General features: G+C 55.9%; 25 protein-coding genes. 16 read left to right on the plus strand and 9 right to left on the minus strand.

Going from position 1 to position 23,642, the window contains the following annotated elements; all coding sequences use genetic code 11:
• Nucleotides 1-11: 11 nt before the first annotated feature.
• Nucleotides 12-674, minus strand: coding sequence for a transposase (locus ACAW74_RS13925; RefSeq protein WP_370698815.1), 663 nt, complete (start codon nucleotides 672-674; stop codon nucleotides 12-14).
• Complete coding sequence (gene recG / locus ACAW74_RS13930; RefSeq protein ID WP_370698816.1) at nucleotides 674-2,782, minus strand: ATP-dependent DNA helicase RecG; 2,109 nt, start codon at nucleotides 2,780-2,782, stop codon at nucleotides 674-676. Before recG ends, ACAW74_RS13925 begins: the two co-directional genes overlap by 1 nt.
• Nucleotides 2,783-2,920: 138 nt before the next feature.
• On the opposite strand from recG, the gene ACAW74_RS13935 reads away from it, so the two are divergent.
• From ACAW74_RS13935 to ACAW74_RS13960, 6 genes are all read left to right on the plus strand, one after another.
• A complete protein-coding gene (locus ACAW74_RS13935) occupies nucleotides 2,921-4,324 on the plus strand; it encodes an ethanolamine ammonia-lyase subunit EutB (RefSeq protein WP_370698817.1) in 1,404 nt (467 codons plus the stop codon).
• A gap of 120 nt (nucleotides 4,325-4,444) precedes the next feature.
• A complete protein-coding gene (gene ybiA, locus ACAW74_RS13940) occupies nucleotides 4,445-4,999 on the plus strand; it encodes a riboflavin biosynthesis intermediates N-glycosidase (protein ID WP_370698818.1) in 555 nt (184 codons plus the stop codon).
• Nucleotides 5,000-5,052: 53 nt separating this feature from the next.
• Complete coding sequence (locus tag ACAW74_RS13945; protein WP_370698819.1) at nucleotides 5,053-5,634, plus strand: DUF4230 domain-containing protein; 582 nt, start codon at nucleotides 5,053-5,055, stop codon at nucleotides 5,632-5,634.
• An 81-nt stretch (nucleotides 5,635-5,715) separates the two neighbouring features.
• Entirely contained in the window at nucleotides 5,716-6,273 is a 558-nt protein-coding gene (locus tag ACAW74_RS13950) for a YqgE/AlgH family protein (protein WP_015330274.1), read from the plus strand.
• A 298-nt stretch (nucleotides 6,274-6,571) separates the two neighbouring features.
• Nucleotides 6,572-7,324: a porin family protein gene (locus tag ACAW74_RS13955; protein WP_370698820.1), complete on the plus strand. Its 753-nt coding sequence runs from the start codon at nucleotides 6,572-6,574 to the stop codon at nucleotides 7,322-7,324.
• 47 nt (nucleotides 7,325-7,371) lie between these two features.
• Entirely contained in the window at nucleotides 7,372-7,848 is a 477-nt protein-coding gene (locus tag ACAW74_RS13960; RefSeq protein WP_370698821.1) for an NADH-quinone oxidoreductase subunit A, read from the plus strand.
• Nucleotides 7,849-7,943: 95 nt separating this feature from the next.
• Here the strand turns inward: ACAW74_RS13960 and ACAW74_RS13965 are convergent, their stop codons facing one another.
• From ACAW74_RS13965 to ACAW74_RS13980, 4 genes are all read right to left on the minus strand, one after another.
• Entirely contained in the window at nucleotides 7,944-8,558 is a 615-nt protein-coding gene (locus ACAW74_RS13965; protein WP_370698822.1) for a hypothetical protein, read from the minus strand.
• 69 nt (nucleotides 8,559-8,627) lie between these two features.
• Nucleotides 8,628-9,251: an MgtC/SapB family protein gene (locus ACAW74_RS13970; RefSeq protein WP_370698823.1), complete on the minus strand. Its 624-nt coding sequence runs from the start codon at nucleotides 9,249-9,251 to the stop codon at nucleotides 8,628-8,630.
• Nucleotides 9,248-10,309, minus strand: a complete 1,062-nt coding sequence (locus ACAW74_RS13975; protein ID WP_370698824.1) for a saccharopine dehydrogenase family protein — start codon at nucleotides 10,307-10,309, stop codon at nucleotides 9,248-9,250. Before ACAW74_RS13975 ends, ACAW74_RS13970 begins: the two co-directional genes overlap by 4 nt.
• A 33-nt stretch (nucleotides 10,310-10,342) precedes the next feature.
• Nucleotides 10,343-10,786 carry a hypothetical protein gene (locus ACAW74_RS13980; RefSeq protein ID WP_370698825.1) on the minus strand — a complete coding sequence of 148 codons (444 nt, stop codon included), beginning with the start codon at nucleotides 10,784-10,786 and terminating at the stop codon, nucleotides 10,343-10,345.
• Nucleotides 10,787-10,878: 92 nt separating this feature from the next.
• On the opposite strand from ACAW74_RS13980, the gene ACAW74_RS13985 reads away from it, so the two are divergent.
• The 9 genes from ACAW74_RS13985 to serS all read left to right on the plus strand — a co-directional run bounded on the left by ACAW74_RS13985 (nucleotide 10,879) and on the right by serS (nucleotide 18,972).
• On the plus strand, nucleotides 10,879-11,844 hold the full coding sequence (locus tag ACAW74_RS13985; protein ID WP_370698826.1) for a sugar phosphate isomerase/epimerase family protein: 966 nt from the start codon (nucleotides 10,879-10,881) through the stop codon (nucleotides 11,842-11,844).
• A gap of 133 nt (nucleotides 11,845-11,977) precedes the next feature.
• Nucleotides 11,978-12,700, plus strand: coding sequence for a pyridoxine 5'-phosphate synthase (locus ACAW74_RS13990; RefSeq protein ID WP_370698827.1), 723 nt, complete (start codon nucleotides 11,978-11,980; stop codon nucleotides 12,698-12,700).
• Complete coding sequence (gene mnmH, locus ACAW74_RS13995) at nucleotides 12,700-13,743, plus strand: tRNA 2-selenouridine(34) synthase MnmH (RefSeq protein WP_370698828.1); 1,044 nt, start codon at nucleotides 12,700-12,702, stop codon at nucleotides 13,741-13,743. Before ACAW74_RS13990 ends, mnmH begins: the two co-directional genes overlap by 1 nt.
• Before the next feature lie 382 nt (nucleotides 13,744-14,125).
• Complete coding sequence (locus ACAW74_RS14000; RefSeq protein ID WP_370698829.1) at nucleotides 14,126-14,818, plus strand: tetratricopeptide repeat protein; 693 nt, start codon at nucleotides 14,126-14,128, stop codon at nucleotides 14,816-14,818.
• A gap of 165 nt (nucleotides 14,819-14,983) precedes the next feature.
• Nucleotides 14,984-15,487, plus strand: a complete 504-nt coding sequence (gene ribH / locus ACAW74_RS14005; protein WP_370698830.1) for a 6,7-dimethyl-8-ribityllumazine synthase — start codon at nucleotides 14,984-14,986, stop codon at nucleotides 15,485-15,487.
• A gap of 87 nt (nucleotides 15,488-15,574) precedes the next feature.
• Nucleotides 15,575-16,918 carry an aspartate kinase gene (locus tag ACAW74_RS14010; RefSeq protein ID WP_370698831.1) on the plus strand — a complete coding sequence of 448 codons (1,344 nt, stop codon included), beginning with the start codon at nucleotides 15,575-15,577 and terminating at the stop codon, nucleotides 16,916-16,918.
• Nucleotides 16,919-16,976: 58 nt separating this feature from the next.
• Nucleotides 16,977-17,288 (plus strand): nucleotidyltransferase domain-containing protein, encoded by a 312-nt coding sequence (locus ACAW74_RS14015; protein WP_370698832.1) that lies wholly within the window; start codon nucleotides 16,977-16,979, stop codon nucleotides 17,286-17,288.
• Complete coding sequence (locus ACAW74_RS14020; protein WP_370698833.1) at nucleotides 17,285-17,677, plus strand: HEPN domain-containing protein; 393 nt, start codon at nucleotides 17,285-17,287, stop codon at nucleotides 17,675-17,677. Before ACAW74_RS14015 ends, ACAW74_RS14020 begins: the two co-directional genes overlap by 4 nt.
• Nucleotides 17,677-18,972 carry a serine--tRNA ligase gene (gene serS, locus ACAW74_RS14025; protein WP_370698834.1) on the plus strand — a complete coding sequence of 432 codons (1,296 nt, stop codon included), beginning with the start codon at nucleotides 17,677-17,679 and terminating at the stop codon, nucleotides 18,970-18,972. Before ACAW74_RS14020 ends, serS begins: the two co-directional genes overlap by 1 nt.
• 104 nt (nucleotides 18,973-19,076) lie before the next feature.
• Here the strand turns inward: serS and ACAW74_RS14030 are convergent, their stop codons facing one another.
• The 3 genes from ACAW74_RS14030 to ACAW74_RS14040 all read right to left on the minus strand — a co-directional run bounded on the left by ACAW74_RS14030 (nucleotide 19,077) and on the right by ACAW74_RS14040 (nucleotide 21,903).
• Nucleotides 19,077-20,207, minus strand: a complete 1,131-nt coding sequence (locus tag ACAW74_RS14030) for a hypothetical protein (protein WP_370698835.1) — start codon at nucleotides 20,205-20,207, stop codon at nucleotides 19,077-19,079.
• A gap of 69 nt (nucleotides 20,208-20,276) precedes the next feature.
• A complete protein-coding gene (locus ACAW74_RS14035; RefSeq protein ID WP_370698836.1) occupies nucleotides 20,277-20,528 on the minus strand; it encodes a hypothetical protein in 252 nt (83 codons plus the stop codon).
• Between the two features lie 94 nt (nucleotides 20,529-20,622).
• Nucleotides 20,623-21,903, minus strand: coding sequence for a DUF349 domain-containing protein (locus ACAW74_RS14040; RefSeq protein ID WP_015330295.1), 1,281 nt, complete (start codon nucleotides 21,901-21,903; stop codon nucleotides 20,623-20,625).
• A gap of 69 nt (nucleotides 21,904-21,972) precedes the next feature.
• On the opposite strand from ACAW74_RS14040, the gene ettA reads away from it, so the two are divergent.
• Entirely contained in the window at nucleotides 21,973-23,640 is a 1,668-nt protein-coding gene (gene ettA, locus ACAW74_RS14045) for an energy-dependent translational throttle protein EttA (protein WP_370698837.1), read from the plus strand.
• Nucleotides 23,641-23,642 lie beyond the last annotated feature (2 nt).

Here is a 23,642-nt window from a genome sequence, read left to right on the forward strand (position 1 = left end):
CTTAGGCAAAATCAACGCAACCGATCCTGTTCCCAACGTTGCGGATTCGTATCAATGTACTCGCAGATATTGTTGTAGGCAGAGTCTGTCCGGATGATGTGCTCGTAATAGTTTCGTTGCCAGAGTCGTCGGTCAAAGGCTGGGTATCGCCCTTCTTTGACGCCCTTGATGTAATAGTTCGTCGAACTGGCCTTGAACCAGCCCACCATATCCGGTAGTAGGGGCAGCCCATCGTGGCTGCCCACCTTCAGCCCATCATCTTCATTAACAGAATGATCACCCATCTCCCCTTCATCGGGTCTTCCGAATACAGAATACTGTAGCCAATCGGCGTCGGTATGGCTGTCAACGAGTTGGGTGGATTCTTTGTGGGAATGGGGGATGGCTTCTGGGGGCGGGCAGCCACGATGGGCTGCCCCTACGGCAATAATAAAATGGACGTGATTGGGCATGACCACGTATGCCCCAATCGACGTACCTGGAAACTGGGAGGGGATGGCCAAAATCCGCCCTTCAATCATACGTCCAGCTTCGTTGAGCACCATTTCGTCATGGGCAATGTATCCGAAGCGGTCTTCTTTGTGCTGGGTACAGATCGTGACGAAGTAAGCGCCATCGGACGCGTAATCGTACTCTTTCAGACGGATAGAACGACGGCTGGCTCGCTGTTCCATCAGCTAATCCGGCTCCAGTCGGATTTGGTGCGGCCAACCGCGTCGACGTGGTTACGGATAGGGGCGTTTTCGGGTAAGACCAGATTGGGGTCGGCTTCCAGGATCATCTGAGCCGATTCGCGGGCGGCGGTGAGCACGGCGCCATCTTTGGCCAGATCGGCGAGACGCAGGTCAGTAAGGCCACTTTGCTGCGTACCGGCCAGATCACCAGGGCCGCGCAGTTGCAGGTCGACGTCGGCAATTTCGAAGCCATTGTTGGTCCGCACCATCGTTTCCAGGCGCGTTTTGGTATCGCTGCTGAGTTTGTAGTCGGTCATCAGCACACAATAGCTCTGCTCGGCACCTCGCCCCACGCGTCCCCGCAACTGATGCAACTGCGACAGGCCAAACCGCTCGGCGCTTTCGATTACCATCACACTGGCGTTGGGTACGTTCACGCCCACCTCGATCACCGTCGTGGCGACCAGAATCTGCGTTTCGCCTTTGGCAAAGCGGGTCATCTCGTAGTCTTTACTGAAGGCGTCCATCTTACCGTGCAGAATGCCCACCTGGTATTTGGGCTGCGGAAACGCCCGCTGAATGCTCTCGTGGCCATCGGTGAGGTCTTTATAATCGAGCGTTTCCGATTCCTCGATCAACGGATACACCACATACACCTGTCGCCCCAATTCGATCTGCTGCCGCATGAAACCAAAGACCTCGGCGCGGTGCTTGTCGAACTTATGCACTGTTTTGATGGGCTTCCGGCCGGCGGGCAGTTCGTCGATAATCGAAATATCGAGGTTCCCGTAGAGCGTCATGGCCAGCGTGCGCGGGATGGGCGTGGCCGTCATGACCAAAATGTGCGGCGGCACCACCGGGTTTTTAGCCCACATTTTGGCCCGTTGCGCCACGCCGAAGCGGTGCTGTTCGTCGATAATGCACAGGCCCAGATTACGGAACTGCACCACGTCTTCGAGCAGGGCGTGGGTGCCCACAATGATGTGCATCTGCCCCGATTGCAGTTCTTCGTGCAGCACCTTTCGGCGTTTGGTTTTGGTGCTGCCCGTCAGAATGCCCAGGTTCAGTCCCATTGCGTCGGCGTAGGGTTTTAGCCCGTTGTAGTGCTGATCGGCCAGAATTTCGGTGGGGGCCATGAGGCACGCCTGCGCACCGTTGTCGATGGCCAGCAGCATTGTGATAAAGGCCACGATCGTTTTGCCGCTGCCTACGTCGCCCTGCAACAGTCGATTCATCTGCCGCCCCGTGAGGCAATCCTTATGAATTTCGCGCAGCACGCGCTGTTGGGCGCCCGTGAGCGGAAACGGCAGCAGGTGCTTATAGAAATGCGTCAGCAGGCTCGTTTTCTGGAAAATCTGGCCGGGGTGCTCTTCCTTCTGGATCAGCTTGTTCGAAATCAGTCGCAACTGATTATAGAACAACTCTTCAAACTTCAGGCGGCGTTCGGCCTGCCGTAGCCAGGCGGTGCTTTGGGGCAGGTGAATGTTCCACATCGCCTCGCGCTTGCCCACCAGCCGAAACTTGTCGATCAGGGAAGCGGGCAGCGTTTCGTGGATATGCGGCCAGGCGTTTTCAAGCAGCGAGCGCATCGCTTTCGCCATCACCTTGTTGTCGATGAAGCGTTTGCGCAGCTTGTCGGTCAGGTTATAAACGGGCGTCAGGCTGGCGTCAGGTTCGGCATCGGCGCGCACGGCGTCGAGTTCGGGATGGACAATGCTGAATTTGCTCTGGAACTCCTGCGGTTTGCCAAACGCCACGTATTCGCCATCACGCCGCAGGTTTTTCTCCACCCACGTCAGCCCCTGAAACCACACCAGGTCCATCGTGCCGGTACCGTCAGTAAAGGAGGCGACAAGCCGTTTTTTCGGGCCTTCCCCTTCGGTATGCCAGTCGCGAATCCGGCCCCGTACCTGCGCCGACGGCATCGACTCCATCAGTTCATTGATCGTGTAGAACCGGGTCCGGTCTTCGTAGCGATACGGGAAGTACTGGATCAGGTCGGCAACGGTAAACAGGTGCAGTTCTTTATTCAGCAATTCAGCCCGCTGGGGGCCGATGCCTTTGAGGTATTCGAGCCGGGTTTCAAAAAAGGTGGTCCGTTCAGTCATTGGAAGCGGGGCAATGGTAAAGTAAAAATAACGCTTTGGCAGTTGTAGTTTGACGTTTGGTGTTTGTAGTTTGAGGTTAGTCTCGCTGAGACAGTAATTAACGTCAAAACGACAAACACTAAACGTCAAACGAAATTCATGTACCGCCACGTCATCGGCCAATGTACCTACACCTTCAGTAACCTGAAAACGCTGCTGGCGCGGGCGTCGCCGTTGCGGTCGGGCGACGAACTGGCGGGGCTGGCGGCACACTCGGCCGAAGAGCGCGTGGCGGCGCAGATGACCCTGGCCGACCTGCCCCTGGGTACGTTCCTCAACGAAGCTGTCATTCCCTACGAGCAGGACGAGGTTACCCGGCTCATTATCGACAGCCACGACCGGGCCGCGTTTGCGCCTATCAGCCACCTCACCGTCGGCGGCTTCCGCGACTGGCTGCTGATGGCGGGGCCGGACCAATTGGCTCAGGTACAGCTTGCCTCGACCCGGCGGGGTTGGGGCATCACGCCCGAAATGGCCGCGGCGGTATCGAAGCTGATGCGAAATCAGGATTTGATCAGCGTGGCGCGGAATTGCCATATCGTCACCCGCTTTCGGAATACACTGGGGACCCCACTGGGCGGGCCGGGCCGGTTTCATACGCGCCTGCAACCCAATCACCCCACCGACGACCTGCGCGGCATCACGGCCAGCCTCATCGACGGACTTTGCTACGGGGCCGGCGACGCGGTCATTGGTGTGAACCCGGCCACCGACAACGTACCTCAGACGATCAACCTGCTCCGAATGCTCGATCAGGTACGTGAACGGCTGGCTATCCCAACCCAAACCTGCGTGCTGAGCCACCTGACCACCACACTCCGGGCCATCGAGCAGGGGGCACCGGTCGATCTGGCGTTTCAGAGTATTGGCGGCACCGAAGCCGTCAACCGATCGTTCGGCGTTGATCTTGCCCTGCTGCGTGAAGGCTACGACGCCACGCTGTCGCTGGGGCGCGGCACGGTCGGGCAAAACGTGATGTATTTCGAGACGGGGCAGGGGAGCGCGCTCTCGGCCAACGCGCACCACGGCGTCGATCAGCAAACCTGCGAGGCGCGGGCCTATGCCGTCGCGCGGGCGTTCGACCCACTGCTGGTCAATTCGGTCGTCGGGTTCATCGGGCCCGAGTACCTCTACGATGGCAAACAAATTATCCGGGCGGGGCTGGAAGATCATTTCTGCGGAAAACTGCTGGGTCTGCCAATGGGTGTCGATGTCTGTTATACCAACCACGCCGAAGCCGATCAGGACGATATGGACACGCTGCTGACGCTGCTTGGTGCGGCGGGCGTAACCTTCGTGATGGGGCTGCCTGGTGCCGACGACGTGATGCTGCACTACCAAAGCACCAGTTTTCATGATGCGCAATATGTTCGGCAAGTGCTCGATCGCCGTCCCGCGCCCGAGTTTGAGGCCTGGCTCATTAAGATGGGCCTGACCGACGAACAGGGGCGATTACGACCTATCAAGGCTGGGCATCCGCTGCTAACCCTGGCGGCGGGATAAGACCAGTTTATTGTGGTTTGCATGACGAAAAAGTTTGTTTAACTCACTGATAGAAAGGCTGGTATAAAAGGGATGATAGCTGTCTTTCAACTAACTTGGCAGCAGCAATAACCGATCATTATGTCTTACACCATCGACTCACTCATTGCCGATTTTCAGCGGAAGCAGAAGCTCAAGTTTCTCTTCTTTTGGGGGCATCAACCCGCGAAAAATGGCGAGCTAACGGCATCGTGCTTTAGCCAGTGGTGGGAATCGCCTTTCGAGGTTGAGGGCATCCGGTACGCTACGGCTGAACACTGGATGATGGCCCAGAAAGCGGCCCTGTTCAACGACACGGAAGCCTTCCAGCGAGTGATCGCTGCCAAATCGCCCGGCGAAGCCAAACAGATCGGTCGGCAGGTACGTGGCTTCGACGATATGGTCTGGAATGACCGTCGGTACGAGGTAGTCGTGCAGGGTAATAAACATAAATTCAGCCAGCACGAAGCCCTTAAAACGTTTCTGATCAATACCAACGATCGGGTTTTAGTCGAAGCGAGCCCGGTTGATCTAATTTGGGGTATTGGGTTGGCTGCTTCAGACGAACGGGCCGCGAATCCCAGTCAGTGGAATGGACTAAATCTGCTTGGCTTTGCCTTGATGGATGTGCGCGACCAACTGCGACAGGAGCCATAAATCGGGTTGGTCAAGAATCCGCATCATTTGCGTTTACCGGCTATCTTGCCCCCATGAATCGACTTATTCGCCTCGGTTTGTGGGGGCTTCTTGTTGTTGGGTTGCTGGCCGTTTGGGAGCAGGTACGTACCGCCCCGTTTATGGCTCGTTTCACCCGGCAACCCGACCATACGACGCACAGTGTGGTGCTCGAACGCGTCACGGCGCTAGGCAAACTCGAACTGGTGCGCTACACCTTTAAAGACATCGTGGAGCACGAGCAGGTCAATGCCATTCTGCCTAACTCGCGGGCCGTGCTCATCATCGAAGGGGAGGCCGTTGGCTGCATCGACCTCACGAAAATCACGCCCGACGACGTTATCACACAAGGGGATTCGTTGACACTGCGCCTGCCCGCTCCGGAGGTGTGCGTCTGGAAAATCAACCATCAGCGGTCGCGGGTCTACGATACGCAATACACGTTTCTGAACGAAGCGCAACTGGTGAGCGATGCCTACCGCCGGGCCGAAGCGCAGGTGAAAACCTCGGCGCTGCAAAGCGGCATTCTCGACAAAACCCGGCAGAACGCGGTTACGTTACTACGCCCGCTACTAGGCCAATTGACCGAAAAACGGGTCGGTCTTGTATTTCGATAGGCCTGTTGCTAATTTTTCAGGCCATACGCAGCCCGTCAATCAGGATTGCCGTATTCTTGCTAAGCGCCAGCCGAGACAACCATGAACACAACCACCATTGCCCGCAATAGCCTGTTAATCGCCGAACCGTTTCTGGGCGATGCCAACTTCGAGCGAAGTGTGGTGGTTATCTGCGAGCACACCGAACACGACGGCACCTTTGGCCTGATCCTGAATCAGAGCACCACGCTGCATGTGAGCGATGTAATCGACGACGTCTACGCCGATATACCCCTATTTGTGGGTGGCCCCGTGCAGCCCGACACCCTGCATTATGTGCATCGCCGCCCCGATTTGATCGACAATTCGATTCCGCTGGGCGAGGGTATCTACTGGAGCGGCAACTTCGAGCAGGTGAAACAGGCGCTCAACATCGGTACGCTCACCGAGAACGATGCCCGTTTTTTTATCGGGTATTCGGGCTGGGAAGCGGGCCAACTGAGCCGCGAACTCGACGAGAAAACCTGGATCATCACCCAGACCGACGGGAATTTCCTGTTCGATACCCCCGCCGATCAGCTCTGGCGCGGTATCCTGAAACGCATGGGCGGGCAGTATAAAGTACTCTCCAACTACCCCGTTGACCCCCGGCTTAACTAAAAGCCGTTTACACGTTTACAGTCCTCTGTCTTCCGTTTAGTGGTAACCAGCGCACGCTTATTCCAGCGGCAATTAACCGTAAACAGAAGACAGAGGACTGTAAACGTATAAGTGGTGAATGGTTTTTTAACCAACTTTGTCGTACCGTTCGCCAACGTCCGGCGTTCTATAAGGGTCTGACAGAAGATAGTTTGATGTTTAGCGTCTACCGTTTGATGTTGCCTGAACGCGAAAGGGTAACGATTGAGCCTATAACGCCAAACGTTAAACTTTAGACGTCAAACTAATTTTCTTTTAAATGCGTATCCATCAAGTACTTATTTATGCGTTGAGTGTGTGCCTGCCGCTAGGTACGTTGGCGCAGACCACGCCCGGCGACTCGCTTCCCGTCGCTCCTTCTGCGCAACCCGGTATCACCATTCCGCTACAGGCATCTGCCGCTGTTTCAGAAACCGATCCCAGCCCAAAACAGGCCCGGCCCGAACGCAAAGGGCAGTATGCACCCGGCGGCTACGGCGCCAGTGCCAGGTTGTATAGCGGCCATTTTGGCCTGAAAGCCGGGGCGCAACTCACCAGTGCTCCCATCACGGGCGTCTCGCCGAGCATCGAAAAGCGGGACCTGGATTTTCATTTCGGGGTGCTGTACCGCTACCGCTTCAGCAAATTCGTGATTCAGCCCGAACTGCTCTTCCAGATCAAAGGGGGGAACTACCAGCGTCTGCAAATCGGGTCGACCAACCGGGCGACTATCGAGAACAACTTCAACTACCTGAGCCTGCCCATCATGCTGGGTTATATCCCCGTCGAAGGGCTGACCATTCAGGCCGGGCCGGAATTTAGCTGGCGTATCGAAACGACCAACGGCCCGCAGAGCAACCGCGATACGGGTATTGCGCTGGGCGTCCACTACGATTTCCTCGACATGCTCGACAAATTCAGCCTGAACGTTCGCTACGTCTACGGTCTGACCAAAATCCCCGAGACAGTCAACAGTACCCTCCAGAACCGCGCTTTCCAGGTGGGGGTTGTGTATAACTTTTACAAAAAGTGAGTGATGAGCGATGAGCGGCGGACCGCTCATCGCTCATCGTTAATGCTATGCTTTCCGACTTCGGTATCATGCTGCTGTTCATTCTGACCGCGTTTGCGTTCATCGTGGGCATTTTGCTGTTTGGAAAGCTGCTTCGGCCTGATCACCCCAATGAGGAGAAGCTGACCACTTACGAGTCGGGTGAAGAGCCGGTTGGCAACGCGGGCATTCAGTTTAATCCGCGTTTCTACGTGGTGGCGCTGGTGTTTGTGTTGTTCGACGTCGAGCTCGTCTTTTTGTTCCCGTGGGCGACCATCTTCGCCCAACCTACGCTCATTGCCGAGACCGACGGCCTCTGGGGCTGGTTTTCGCTCACCGAAGTAGCGCTGTTCGTGGTGATTCTGGCCATAGGGCTGGTGTACGCCTGGGCGAAAGGCTATCTGGACTGGGAAAAACCCCAGCCCCAAGTGCCAACCATCGACAGCAACGTACCCAGCCAGTTATACGAGCAGATCAACCAGAAATACAGCAGACGAACGTCCTGACTGGGTAATTCTGAAGTGCGCTAAAAGCCATTAAAAAAGCCTTCAGGTACGTAGCAGATGCTACGTACCTGAAGGCTTTTTGAGTTGAGTCTGCTTTAGAAGAACAGAATGCGGATGGTGAACGGGCTGTTACCGTACAATACCTGATCGTTGATCGTGTTGGAGTAGCTGGCGTTATACAAGAACGACAGGTTAGCCGCAAACAACCGGCCAATCGGTTGAGAATAAGTTGCTCCTAACCATGTAGCCGTTGACGAGCCTGTTGTCAAGCCATTCACGGTAAGTAACCCCGTTGTGCTGTACGATCGTTGATCCAGTTCAACGTGTGCGTATAGGTTGGGCAGAATGTTCGGGATGATCTCATACATGCCAAAAACGCGTCCGGAGTACTGGTTCAGGTTGCCACCGTAAAAGTTTTTGAAGTTGGTATAGGTGTAACCCGCGCCAATACCGGCCACAAAATGCTCGGTAACCTGGTAGGCCACCACCGGCGACACACCGATGCTGAACGGATTGAACGAAAGCGCCGAAATGCCCCCCCCATAACGCAGGCGATCTTTAAATGGCAACGGATTGCCTTCCGGGGTTTGCGATTTCAACGGAGCCTGCCCCTGATCGCGGCGTTCTTCGGGGTCTTCGGTGATCTGACCGAAAGCCACGCTAGACGACAATAAAGCGAAGAGGAGCAAAAAACGATGGATATGTTTCATGGATTTGTGCAACGGATAAAAAACAGTCTAAATAACGAAACGGACAACGGCTTTCGCATTAGTCGCCCCTTAAAACACGAACTCTTTCACGTCGGGGTCGTTCAGCATGCGCTTGATGCATTTCTCATGCGCTTTTTCGGGGCCCGACACTTTCCAGCGACCAATCATTTCAGTACCAATACGCTGTTGAGGACCCCGGCGTGGCGAAAGGCCGCAATCAATAAAGGCCTGCTCATATTTGTTCAGCGTTTTGTTCTGATAGGTCGTCACGACTTTGTATTCGCGGGTTTGGTTGAGGCGCGTGATGGTGTATGACAGTTTGGCCAGCAACAGCAGCGACCCCATAATGATCGCGAAGCCAGCCAGCGCAACGTCGTAATGCCCGGAGCCGATGCTCATGCCAAGGGCTGATACGGCCCAGACGGTGGCGGCGGTGGTAAGACCCTTCACGCGGCTTTCTTCTTTGTAGATGATGCCAGCGCCCAAAAAACCGATGCCATTGACGATGTTGGCCGCAATGCGGTCGCCGCCGATCCGCACCGAGAGCATGGTGAACAGCGTGGCCCCCACGCAGATCATGATCATGGTGCGGAAACCCGTAGCTTTCGAACGGTACTCGCGTTCGGCACCAATAAGCCCCCCTGCGGCAAGGGCGAGCAACAAACGATAGAGATCTTCCAGATAAAAATTCATGCCATCGAAAAAGCGGAAACGCCGTGAATGGCTAACACCAGATCAGACCCAAAAAGTCCGGCGGGGGTTTGAAATCCGGCTTTGGCCTGTCCCTGTAATACGTTGCGCACAATGGTAAGCGCGGCGAGCGCCGTCAGCTCGTAACCGTCGGGGCCGCTCAGGTGAGCCGTAAGGGTCTGCCCGGCGGCATTACCCACCCGGCCCCAGACCTGCGTGCTGGCCCGGCTGCGTTTGGCCTCGTCGGGGCCCGTAACGCGCTGTTTGATCTGCCCCTGAATCAGCTGACGTACCCAGCCCTGCCGTAGCAGCCAGCCCAGGTAATTGCCCGCCCGCGCCAGTTGGATCGCCTTAGGATCGGCGGCCATAAAGGTCTCGATGTTCGGAATGCCAGTGGTGTAATAGGCCGTCGACACATCGCCCCACGGGATACTCATGCAGGGGCGGGTCTGGCCATTGGCAAACGTCACGTCGAGCACCCGATGGGCATAAGACACCAGTTTGAGCTTGCCCCCTTCGCGCACCAGCCCGCCCGTACCGAGGTTATCGGCAGCCGTTTGGGCCGTACCGTGCGACACGCTGCCTCCCTCGTTGGCAAACGCCAGTTGCAGGTACGTGGCATCGGGCAGGCGATCGTGCAGAAAACGCGCCATGCAGTCGGTAGGGACCACATCAAACCCCACGCCCGACATCAGCATAACGCCTTTCGCTTTGGCGGTTGCGTCGAGGGCAGCTCCCTGTTCAAATACGGCTACCTCGCCGGTGATGTCTAGGTAGTGAACGCCGTTACGCAAGCAGGCCTGCTGCATAGGCATAGCCGTTTTGGAGAAAGGACCGGCGCAGTGCAACACCACCGATACGTCGCGCATGGCGTTGTTGAGCGCCACGGCGTTGGCCAGGTCGGCCACGCGGTAGGAGAGGCCAAATTCGCTCCCCAGCGCCCGTAGTTTGGCCTCGTCGCGCCCGCACAGAATGGGCTTGAGGCCAAAGGGGGCCACTTTCTCCAGTATCAGGCGGGCCGTGTAGCCGGTGGCTCCGTAGAGTAAAAAAGAATTGTCCATAAGCACCGTGGCGTGAAAATCCGGTGCAAGGTATCAGTTCCGGCTCAACCAGCTAAATACGGCCGCCGTAACCAGCCCACCTACGGCATACCAGGTGATCGTCAGCGCGGCAGTGGTGGCCGTGTGCCGAACCGGTTCATCGCCCAAGCCCAGCGGCTCGGCCAGCGTAACGGCCCCCACCCCCGCCAACGTACCCAGCACAGCACCCATTGGTAGGGCGGCCTTAGGCGACACCGTTCCAATGAGGCTGTAATACAAGGCGTTGGACGTAAGATCGCCCGCCAGCGCGGCAGCGTAGAGCGAATTGCCCGTGGGCGTAGGTACGTTGGCGGCTTTGGTCAATTTAATGATACCGCGCTTGCCCAGCTTATCCACGCGGGGCGCTTCGGGCGTAAACTGCCGGACGGTTTCGTGCAGGGCGTTGAGCGCCACAGCGCCCGCCAGGCCACTTAGCAGGGCATTCGAGAAAGTAGTCATGTCGATACGTGTGCTTTTCGGTATAACTTGTTTGCGCCGGAAGTGGCTGCTTCGCTTAGGCTAGCCCCGCCGCCGGTTACTCTCCTCGACTCATGGCTCATCGCTCTTTTTCCCGCCGTCAGGCGCTTGCTACGCTTGGCGCTGCCGCCCTTGGTGCCCCTGCTCTTGCCCGCTCAGGTATGTTGCCCGCCGTGGCCGCTGCGCGGCCTACACCGGCTCTGGCGCCTAAAGCGCCCTTTACGCTCTGCCTCAACATGAGCACCATCATGGGGCATAAGCTGGGTTTTGCCAAAGAACTCGAAACGGCGGCCAAGGCTGGCTTTGAATCGGTCGAAATCTGGGTGAACAGCTTGCAGGAATTTCTGAAGACCAATTCGCCAGCACAGGCCCGGCTGCGCCTTACCGATTTGGGACTGAAAGCCGAAAACGCCATTGGCTTTGCGCCCTGGATTGTCGACGACACCGCCGCCCGCCAGAAAGGTCTCGATCAGATGAAGCGGGAAATGGAACAGCTGGCGCAGATCGGCTGCAAGCGGGTGGCGGCTCCGCCCGTAGGTGCCCAAACGCCCGACGCCCCCCTGCTCGATCTGCACCGCGTGGCCGAACGCTACCACGCCCTGCTCGAATTGGGCAAGCAGATGGGCGTAATGCCGCAACTCGAACTGTGGGGTTTTGCCAAAAACCTGAATCGCCTCTCCGACGTACTGTTTGTGGCGGCCGAGGCCAATCATCCCGACGCCCGGCTGCTGCTCGATATCTACCACCTTTACAAAGGCGGCTCGGGCCTAACGGCCCTGCCGTTGGTGGGTAAACCGGCCATCGAGGTGTTTCACGTCAACGATTACCCCGCGACACTTACCCCAGCTCAGATCACCGACGCCGATCGCGTTTTTCCCGGCGATGGCGTGGCTCCCATCCGTGAGGCGCTGGCGATGATCAAGAACCCCGACCGGCCCGTGGTGCTATCGCTCGAAGTCTTTAACAAAAGCTACTACGCGCAGCCTGCCGATGTCGTGGCCAAAACCGCCTACCAGAAAATGCGCGCGCTGATTAGCTGATGAATGCACAATGTACAATGAGCGATGCACAATGAACGATGTATAGTGGGGGAGTGATGGCGTAAAGGCTATGGCTTAGAACCATTGTACATCGTTCATTGTACATTGTACATTATCCATTGTGCATTATACCATGACCCGCTTATCCGTCAACATCAACAAAATCGCCACGATTCGGAACGCCCGCGGTGGCAATAACCCCAATCTGGTGCAGGTCGCGCTGGATTGTGAACGGTTTGGCGCGCAGGGCATCACCGTGCACCCGCGCCCCGACGAACGTCACATTCGGTACCAGGACGTACTCGACCTGCACGCGGTCGTCACGACAGAGTTTAATATCGAAGGCAATCCCGACGAGCGGTTTATCGAACTGGTCAAACGCGTAAAACCCGCGCAGGTGACCCTCGTCCCCGACGCACCCGACGCCATTACCTCCAACGCTGGCTGGGACACCATCCGCCACGCCGATCACTTGCGTCGCCTTATCGACACGTTCAAAGAAGATGGCATTCGGGTATCAATTTTCGTGGATGCCGACGAACGGATGGTCGAAGGAGCAAAAGCTGTTGGCACCGACCGTATTGAACTCTACACCGAGCCTTACGCGACCCACTACCCGACCGATCAAGATGCGGCCGTTGCGCCCTTCGTGCAGGCGGCCCGGAAGGCGCAGGAACTGGGGCTGGGCCTTAACGCGGGCCATGACTTGAGCCTGGAAAACCTTCGCTTTTTCGCCAGCAACGTACCTGGCCTGTTGGAGGTGTCGATCGGGCACGCGCTCATTTGCGACGCGCTCTACTTCGGCCTTGAAAACACCATTCAGCTTTACCGCCGAGAATTAACAAATCTGGTATAATGCCGCTTTCTGTCGACGACTTCCTGAACCAGAGCCAGACGCTACCCGTGCTCGACGTGCGCTCACCGGGGGAGTTTGTCCATGCCCGCATCCCCGGCGCCGTAAACATGCCCCTGTTTGACAACACTGAACGGGCCGAAATCGGCACGATTTACAAGCAGGTTGGGCGCGACGCCGCCGTGTTGCGCGGACTGGAACTGGTGGGCCCTAAAATGGCCGATTTCGTGCGGCAGGCGCAGGCGCTCAACCCGGCCGGGCGCGAGGTGCTCGTGCATTGCTGGCGCGGTGGCATGCGCTCGGGCTCGATGGCCTGGCTGCTCAACACCGCGGGGATTCGGGCGCAGACACTGGAAGGTGGCTACAAGGCCTACCGCAATACCGTACTGACCGGTTTGGCGCAGCCGAGGCAGGTGCTGGTGCTGGGTGGGAAAACGGGTTCGGGCAAAACCGATGTGCTGAAGCAACTGGCCACGCTGGGTGAACAGGTGATCGATCTGGAAGATCTGGCCCACCACAGGGGGTCGTCGTATGGGGCCATCGGGCAGTTGCCTCAACCCTCGACCGAGCAGTACGAAAACCTGATCTTTGATCAGTATCGCCATCTCGACCCGAACCGGCGAATCTGGGTCGAAGACGAAAGCCGTAGCGTGGGCAGATGCTTTGTGCCGGCGTCGCTCTGGCAGCAGATGCAGACGGCCCCCGTGGCCTTTATCGACGTACCCAGAGCCGTGCGGGTAGAGCGATTGGTGCGTGAATACACGGGTATCGACCATGCACTGTTGGTCGAAGCCACCGAACGGATTCGGAAGCGGCTGGGCGGACAGGCTTACAAAGATGCTATCGAGGCCCTGAATCGGGGTGACTACGCCACCGTCGCCGACCTCACCCTCAATTATTACGATAAAACGTACCTGTACAGCCTCAGTCAACGAGACAAAGCCAGCGTGTCGCCTATGCCTATCGCCACCGATGATCCTGCCCAGACGGCCCGGCAACTGATAGCCTGGGCCAATTCTTATACACCAAACGGGGTTTTGGGGTAAGCCTTACGTGGAAGTTGCAACGTACCCAGCTGGACCGTATCAGCAAGGTTGCGGTGGTCGATATCAAGCCATTGGTCGGGCTGAAAAGACTAGTTTACAGGGTTGGTGGCCATGCTGGTGTCACGCTCAATGCGGGGATACGGCCTGAACGTACCGACGATGGAATGAATTGACTTGTCAAGTCAATGATCAATCTTTGATGTGAAGCAAACTGAACAGGGCGCGGTGGTGTTGAGAATCCATATAATTGCTTCGAAAACAAACCGATTGCCCGCCGCGTTAATCACGCCCGCCTGATTGTCGGCAATACCGATAAAGTTTTGGTATTTATCTTGAACACTGGACGTTTTTTCCTACTTTTGCGCCTCAAATTGCAACTTGTATGAGCAAGAAGAACACGGGTTTAGAGTTCATTGAAGACCCGGATGCGTTGGCCGGTAAACTAGAAAAGGCTGAAGATTTTTTTGAAACAAACCGTAACCTCATCTTCGGGGTAATCGGTGCGTTGGTGCTGGGCGTGGCTGGTTTCTTCGGGTATCGCTACTTCAAGAGTGTACAGGATGAGGAAGGGCAGAACAAACTGTTCGCCGCCGTGTACAAGTTCGAGCAGGACTCGTTGAAGGCCGCTCTGACCGGTACCAAACAGTATCCCGGCCTGGTGGCTGTTGCTGATGATTACAGCGGCACGAATGCTGGTAATCTGGCGCATTTCTATGCGGGTGCTGCCCTGTTGAAAGACGGCAAGTACGATCAGGCGATCGAGCAACTCGAAGATTTCAGCTCATCGGATCTGTTGGTGCAGGCGCGCGCCTATGCACTCATCGGCGATGCCTACATGGAAAAGAAAAGCTTTTCTGAAGCGGCCGACTACTACAAAAAAGCCGCCGATTACAAGCCTAATAAGTTCTTCACCCCGGCTTACCTGATGAAGCTCGCCGTGGCGTATGAACAGGCGAAAGACAATGCTAAGGCCATCGAAACGTACCAGCAGATTCTGGACAAATACGCCGATGCCGCCGAAGCCGCTAACGCCAAGAAATATAAATCCCTGCTCGAAGCGCAAAGCGGCGAGTAGTCAACCGAGTACGTAGTTACGTATGAGAAAAGGGACGAAGCCGTGAAGTCGGGTTCGTCCCTTTTTTAGTTTGACGTTTGACGTTTAAAGTCTGATGTTGCCTCATGGCATGTTCAGGTACGTCGACAAACGTCAGACACTAAACTGTAAACGTCAAACTAACACATGTCTTCTGCCGATAAGAACCTTAGTGTTTTCAACAGCGAAAACCTGCCCACCATCAGTCAGCATCGGTTTGCGCTGATCGTCGCCGAATGGAATACCGACGTTACGGAAGCTCTTTTTCAGGGGGCCTACGATACGCTGTTGACGTATGGCGCTCAGCCCGAAAACCTGATCCGAGGCAACGTACCTGGCAGCTTCGAACTGACAACTGCCGCGCTCTGGTTTGCCCAACGCGCCGACATCGACGCGGTGATCTGCCTGGGTTGTGTCATTCAGGGCGAAACCAAGCACAACGACTACATCAACCACGCCGTTGCGCAGGGCCTGACTAACGTCTCGCTGAAAACTGGCAAGCCCGTCATCTTCGGTGTGCTGACGCCAAACACCCAGCAGCAGGCCCTCGACCGGGCGGGTGGCATCCATGGCAATAAAGGCGACGAAGCCGCCATCACCGCGATCAAGATGGTGGGCCTACAACAAGAAGTTTCTAAGTTTTCTGTTTAAGTCGTTTCCGGTCAAAGGTTTTCGGGAAGTTGCCTGAACGGTAGCGCAACTGAAAACCCAAAACTGCAAACTGTAAATTCCCATTTCATGCACGTCTGGAAATTCGGTGGTACCTCGGTGGGGAAGCCCGAACGGATGCATTCCATCCGTAACCTGATTACATCTGATTCGAACCGTAAGGTGATTGTTTTGTCGGCGCTGTCGGGCACGACCAATGCGCTGTTGTCGATTGGCGAATCGCTGAAGAGCGGTCAGCACGACGAAGCGTCGGAGAAAATCGAACACCTCAAAGCCCACTACGATACGTTCCTCCGCGACCTGTTCAAGACGTCGGACGGGCTGGCGGCGGGGCAGCGGGTGGTCGAAAATGAGTTTTCATTTATCCGTTCGTTGACCAAAATCCGGCCGTTTACGCTGAAGCAGGAGAAAGAACTCGTAGCTGAGGGCGAACTGCTCAGCACGCAGATGTTTGCGTCGTACCTGGCCGAAGAAGGCGTATCGTCGGTGTTGTTGCCCGCACTGGAGTTCATGCGGATCGACGCCGACAATGAACCCGAGCTAAGTCTGATCGAGCAGAACCTGCGCCAGATGCTCAAAGACCACGACGACAAGCAGATCATCGTGACGCAGGGCTTCATCTGCCGCAATCCACGCGGCGAGGTCGATAACCTGAAACGCGGCGGCTCTGACTACACGGCTTCGCTGATTGGTGGCGCCATTCGAGCCGAGGAAATCCAGATCTGGACCGACATCGACGGGATGCACAACAATGATCCACGCATCGTGAAAAAGACCTTCCCGATTCGCGAGCTGACGTTTGAAGAGGCGGCCGAGCTGGCGTATTTCGGGGCCAAAATTCTGCACCCCAGCACCATCACGCCGGCTAAACTGCGCGGGGTACCTGTGCGGTTGAAAAACACGATGGACCCGGATGCACCAGGTACGTTGATTGCCGACCGCACCAGTTCAGTAGCGGCGGATAGCGATCAGGTGTTCAAGGCGATCGCGGCGAAAGACGGGATCACGGCACTGTATATCCACTCAACCCGGATGCTAAATGCCTATGGGTTCCTGCGTCGTATTTTTGAGATATTCGAGAAATACAAAACACCCATCGACCTGATTGCGACCTCGGAAGTATCGGTGTCGGTTACCATCGATAACACCGACAATCTGGCGGCGATTCAGGAAGAATTGGGTCAATTTTGTGAGCTGGAAGAACCCGACTATGACCAGACCATCGTTTGCATCGTGGGAAACTTCAGTTCCGATCAGCCCGACATTGCTGCAAGAGTGCTAAATGCTATGAAAGGTATCCCGATTCGGATGATTTCGTATGGCGGCACCGAGCACAACATTTCGCTGTTGCTGCACGGCCGCTACAAAAACGACGCACTCAACGCCCTGAATACCGGGCTGTTCGGGCTGTAAACACGCAAACCGACAAACCTTATAGGTTTTCAAAACCTATAAGGTTTAAAAATTGATCATGATGAACAGGCAGGCATTCATACAAGCGGTCAAGCAGACGATCCAACAGATCGATCCGCAGGCCGAGGTATGGCTGTTTGGCTCACAGGCCCGAGGCGACGCCCGCCCCGACTCCGACTGGGATTTCCTGATGCTGACGGATCTGCCGGTCGATCGGCGGTTTAAGCGCCAGGTACGTGATCAGGTATTCTATTTGGGTATGGAAACAGGCGAAACGATTAGTACGACCATTCAGAATCGAGCTGACTGGCAACGGCTTTCTGCTACCCATCTATACCAGAATATTAAGTTGGAAGGAAAGCGATTATGAACGGAAACGGAGAGGAGATAATTGGCTTCAGGCTTCAGAAAGCGGCTAATGACTTAGAAGCAGCTCGTGCTTTAAGTACTTTAGGGCACTATGATGCGGCAATGAACAGGCTCTATTATGCTGCTTTTCATGCGGTTTCTGCGCTTCTTTTCAAACAGGATATTAAGCATAAGGCACATAGCGGAGCCAAAACTATGTTTGAACTTCACTTCGTAAAAACTGGATTGATGGCTGTCAAATGGGGGAAATTCTATGCCTCTTTATTTCACGACAGAAACGATAGCGATTACGAAGACTTTGCGGTATTCACTGCTGACGATGTCGTGCCGCTGATTCCGGAAACCGACGAATTTATCGGGCTGATCAAGGCCCTGATTCAAGAGAACTAATGCTACAAATACCCTTCATCCGCGACAACAAAGACGTAACACTGGCGGGGTTACGAAAACGCAACTTTCCCAACGCCGAGGCCCTTGTGGAGCAATTGCTGACGCTCGATCAGCAACGGCGCGACACGCAGAAGACGCTCGACGATACGCTGGCCCGGCAAAATGCGCTGGCTAAAGAGATCGGCCAACTAATGAAGAGCGGGCAAAAAGAAGCCGCTGACGCCGCCAAGGCAGAGACCGCAACGCTCAAAACGCAGTCGAAAGAACTGGGTGATCAACTAGCCGATCTGGAACAGCAGGTGCAGTCGTTGCTCGTGACGCTGCCCAACTTACCCCACAGCAGTGTTCCTGAAGGCCGCTCGGCCGACGACAACGAAGTGGTACTGGAATGGGGCGAGAAACCCACTCTGCATGAAGGTGCTCAGCCTCACTGGGAGTTGATCAAACGTTTTGGCCCGAACGGCGGCCCGATGATCGACTTTGAACTGGGCAACAAGATTTCGGGCGCGGGCTTTCCTGTCTACAAGGGCAAAGCCGCCCGGCTGCAACGCGCATTGATCAACTTCTTCCTCGATAAGGCGATGGCGGCTGGGTACGTTGAAGTGCAGCCGCCCATTGTCATCAATGAAGATTCGGGCTTCGGGACGGGCCAATTGCCCGACAAGGAAGGGCAGATGTACTACGCTCCCGCCGATGGGCTGTACCTGATACCGACCGCCGAGGTGCCCATCACCAACCTCTACCGCGATGTGATGGTGGCCGAAAGCGATCTGCCCATTCAGCATGTGGGGTATACGCCCTGTTTCCGGCGCGAGGCGGGCTCGTGGGGTGCTCACGTGCGCGGGCTGAACCGCCTCCATCAGTTCGATAAGGTCGAGATTGTACGGATCGAAAAGCCCGAGAACTCGTATGTCGCGCTCGAAGGGATGAGCGCCTATGTGCAGGGGCTGCTGCAACAGCTGGAACTGCCTTACCGGGTGCTGCGCCTGTGTGGAGGCGACATGGGCTTCACGTCGGCGCTCACCTACGACATGGAAGTGTGGTCGGCGGCACAAAGCCGCTGGCTGGAAGTAAGCTCGGTCAGCAACTTTGAGTCGTTCCAGGCCAACCGGCTCAAGCTACGGGCTAAGCTCGAAAGCGGGGGCGGCAAACCCACCCTGCTGCATACGCTTAACGGCTCGGCGCTGGCCCTGCCCCGCATCGTAGCTGCTCTGCTCGAAAATAACCAGTCTCCCGAAGGCATCCGTATCCCGAAGGTACTGGTACCGTATTGTGGGTTCGAGGTAATCGATTAAAATTGACGTTCAAAGTCCAATGGCCAAGGTCCAAGGTGGCTGGCGCAAGCAAATTGCCAACGCGCCAGCCACCTTGGACCTTGGCCATTGGACTTTTTGATTGCTTACAGTTTCATATGCCGCTCGGCCATGTGGTGGAAAGCCAGGCGTTGCTTTAGCTCTTCGGCTTCTTCGATGATTCGTTTGCCGTCGCCGGTGTCGTAATCGTTCAGAATCAGGCCTTTCCCTTCGGCAATCGCTTTGTCGGGCTGATCGAGCAGCAGGTAGAGCCGACCCAGGTTGAAGAAAGCCGAATAGCGCATCTTCCGGTCGGGTTTGTCTGATTTGGTGTACTTCGTTTTCAGCGACTCGAAGTAGTCAATCAGCGGTTGCAGGTCGTTGGTTAGGGCCGTTAAGGGTTCGGTCGCTCTCATCGTTTTCGACAACGTCTGTACGGCTTTGATCGCCTCCTGTTGCACCGCATACTCCGGGTGATTGTCGGAATCGAGAATCCAGAGAAACTGCTTGTCGCTGGTGGGAACGTACCCATACAGATCGGCTAGTTTGCCATTGACCTGATCGACGCTGAGGTTGACAAAATCATTGATGAAATTGCGCCGAATCACCTCCTGCGCATCCCGGTAAGCCCGTGACGCGTCGACCACCGACCGGTACTCGCCCGACCGATACGTGAACATACGATAGAGGTTATTGTCGGCTACGGTCGTGATTGTGGGTACGTCGGTATTCGACGTGGCTTTGGCCAGAAATCGGTTGGCCGGTGCGGCGTCGGCCGTGGCTTTGGGCTTCTCGCCTGCTTTGGGGCCTCTAATCTGAAACTCACCCTGCCCGGCGTAGGTGGCCACCTGCCGGTAGTAATAATTGGTACCCGTCACCTTACCGTCCCGGTCCTTCACCTGCTCGGTGCGGGTTTCGATTTCGGATTTCAGAAAGCGCAGATCGGACAGTTTGATGGTCACCCCGACGGTGGGGTCTCGCTCGACTTTTTCGTAGCCTGATAGACCGATTTTCTGGTAAACGGCATCCGACGGATAGCTGTCGGCGATCATGGGCGAGGCTTCCACCCGCACGCCGTAGGTACGTTGATCGGGAGCAACGTACTCGCGCGGAAGTTGAATGTAACTGACGTCGTAGCTGAACTTGTCGAGGTCGACTTTCTGGGCCATCGATGGCCCGTAAACCAGCAGGAGCAAGCCAATACCGGCGCTGCCAGCTCGGAGTAGCTGTGTATGCATAAGCAGAAGGTGTAAAGAGGATTGCCCGCAAAGATAGCCGGGGCCTCAGTTCACCAATTGCTTATTTATTTAACAATCACAGGAGTAGTTAGCGTAGCCCGGATACAAGGGCGACAGGCGTCCGGCAACGCTGATGACCCGGTCGAGCGGGATGTGTTGCCCGTCGGCGAGGTCGAGCGTATCGGTGCCGTTTTGAGCACCAACGCCTAGTACGAGCGCGTCGGTTTTGATAAACTCGTTCAAGTCGGTCAGGTATTCCAGCCGAACGAATTTGCGCGGTTCGATGAGGGTTTTAAAGTCAGAAAGGTCATTCGTAGTCATGTTGTTGTCATTAATAGTCATTCATTGCTATAACAAACTGCGAGCAAAAAATGACTACTTACTGACGGCAAATGACCATGAATGACCTCCTTTTCTATTCCGCCCGGCTCAAGTCCCGCGTGAACTCGCGCAGGAGTTGTTCTTTCATGGCGATCTTCCGCTTTTGCGTGTTGATCTTATTGAGGACCTGCTTGTCTTCGGGATTCTCCGGGTCTAGGCTGTCGATATCCTGCATGGCAAATTGCAGGTCGCTTTTCTCCCGTTTGACCAGGTATTCCATCTCCCGAATTTTGGTCCGTAGCTGCTCGGCGGTGCTTTTCACGCTGAACGCGGGGTATTTCCGGTCGAGCACCCGAATCAGGTAGCTGAGTTCGAAGATTTTATCGCAGGCACCGCGGAACCGCTCGTTCACGATCTTGTCCTGCATCTTGAACGGCACCTTGATTTCCTTCCAGGCATTAAGCAACTCTTTGGCGCGGCTGGCCGAGTTGAAAATCTCTTTGTCGGGTACTTTGGCGAGTTTCTCGGCTTCTTCGGCCATGCGGGTTTGCTGCTCCACACGCGGGTCAACGCGCTTCTGGATCACAATCCCTTTTACCTCGTTGTACTTATTGAACACATTCTGCACCACGCGCTTGAAGCGCTTTTGCAGTTTGCCGCCTTTCTTGATAGGCACTTCGCCCACGTTTTTCCAGGCGTTGTTCAGCTTCCGAATCTCCTGATACGACGCGTCGATATCGGAGTTGCGGGCGGCGCGTTCGGCCAGTCGGATGAGCTCGTCGTACTGATCGAGGCGTTCCTGAATGACTTTGTTCTGTTCGTTGAAGAACTCGCGCCGACGCTGGAAAAAGCCGTCTAGTAAATTTTGGAACTGCTCTTCGACTTCGGCCTCAATGGCCTTATCGACAGGGCCGGTTTTGATCCACTTCGTCTTGATTTCCTGGAGGGCATCGGCAACCGGTTTCCAGTCGTCGCTGCTGGCGATGGCTTCGGCTTCACCAATGAGCGCCCGCTTAATTTCCAGGTTCTTGAGCTGGTTGGTATGGATCAGCCCCGACAGCACGTCTTCGAGTTGATCGAGGCGGTCGAGTAGGGGCGGGAAATCACCGATGGCATCAAAGCTCAGTAGCTTCTTGCGCAGTTGAAGCAGCTTCGTCAGGTAAGACCCTTTGTTCTGCGCCTGCTCAACCTCATCTTCCAGCTGAGCTACCTTGTTTTGAGCAATAATAAACCGATTCTTGAAATAATCGAGTGCTTCCTGCTCGGTGCGTTTCACTTCGCCGATCCGGCGATCAGGATAGTCAAGGTAGCCTTTTAAAAATACCTGCCCGTCTACGACGTAACCGTATTCGTCTACCAAAGAAGCTTGTTCCATTTTTCCTTACTGAAGGGTCGTTTCGGGGTGAATTGTCGATATTTGCCCCACCACAAACATAGGCAAAAAATGAGCCAGGAAACTATAATCTTTTCAATGGCGGGTGTGAGTAAAATTATTCCCCCCAACCGACAAATCCTAAAGAACATCTACCTTTCCTTCTTTTACGGCGCTAAAATCGGGGTTTTGGGGCTCAATGGTTCAGGTAAGTCAACACTGTTGCGCATCATCGCCGGTATTGACAAAAGCTATAACGGCGAAGTCGTTTTTTCGCCGGGTTACTCAGTGGGAATGCTTGAGCAGGAGCCGCAGCTCGACCCCAACAAAACGGTCCGGGAAGTGGTGGAAGAAGGCACGCAGGAAGTGGTCGATCTGCTGAAAGAATTCGATCAGATCAACGAGGCCTTTGGCGACCCCGATGCCGATTTCGACAAGCTCATTGCCCGACAGGCCGAGGTGCAGGAAAAACTCGATCAGCACAACGCCTGGGAACTCGATACCAAACTCGAACGGGCCATGGACGCCCTGCGCACGCCCCCGGCCGACGCCCTCGTGGGTACGTTGTCGGGTGGCGAAAAACGCCGCGTGGCGCTGTGCCGCCTGCTGCTTCAGGAACCCGACGTGCTGCTGCTCGACGAACCGACCAACCACCTCGACGCGGAGTCGGTGCTGTGGCTGGAGGAACACCTGCGGCAATACAAAGGCACGGTCATCGCCGTCACGCACGACCGGTACTTCCTCGACAACGTAGCCGGCTGGATTCTGGAACTCGACCGGGGCGAGGGGATTCCCTGGAAAGGTAACTACAGCTCGTGGCTCGATCAGAAACAACAACGACTGGCGAAAGAAGAAAAGACCGAATCGAAGCGGCAGAAAACCCTTCAGCGCGAACTGGAATGGGTTCGGATGGCCCCCAAGGCTCGTCAGGCCAAATCGAAAGCGCGGTTGGGTGCTTACGAAAAGCTGTTGAGCGAAGACATCAAACAACGCGAAGACAAGCTCGAAATCTTCATTCCGGCGGGGCCGCGGCTCGGCAGCAAGGTGATCGAAGCGCACGACGTGGCCAAGGCATTCGGCGACCGACTGTTGTTTGAACACCTCGATTTCCAACTGCCACAGGCGGGCATTGTCGGGATTATCGGCCCCAACGGCGCGGGCAAGACCACGCTGTTCAAACTCATTACGGAGAAATACAAACCCGATGCGGGTACGTTCGACGTGGGCGAGACGGTGAAGGTCGCCTACGTGGATCAGGAACACGACGGCCTGGACCCGGAGAAAACCGTGTATCAGACCATCGCCGACGGCAACGACTGGATCATGCTGGGCGGCAAGCAGGCCAACGCCCGCGCCTATGTGAGCCGGTTCAACTTTGCCGGGGCCGATCAGGAAAAGAAGATAGGTACGTTGTCGGGTGGAGAGCGAAATCGCGTACACCTGGCGATGACGCTGAAAGAAGGGGCCAACCTGCTGCTGATGGATGAACCGACCAACGACCTCGACGTAAACACGTTGCGGGCGCTGGAGGAAGGGTTGGAAAACTTCGCCGGTTGCGCCGTGATCATCAGCCACGACCGGTGGTTTCTCGACCGGGTAGCGACGCACATTCTGGCCTTTGAAGGCGACAGTCAGGTGTACTGGTTTGAGGGCAACTTCTCCGACTACGAAGAGAACCGCCGCAAACGCCTCGGCACCGATGCCACGCCCAAGCGCATCAAGTATAAGAAGTTGGCGTAGTA

The sequence above is a fragment of the Fibrella musci genome (assembly GCF_041321105.1).
In the GTDB taxonomy this organism is placed as follows: Bacteria; Bacteroidota; Bacteroidia; order Cytophagales; family Spirosomataceae; genus Fibrella; species Fibrella musci.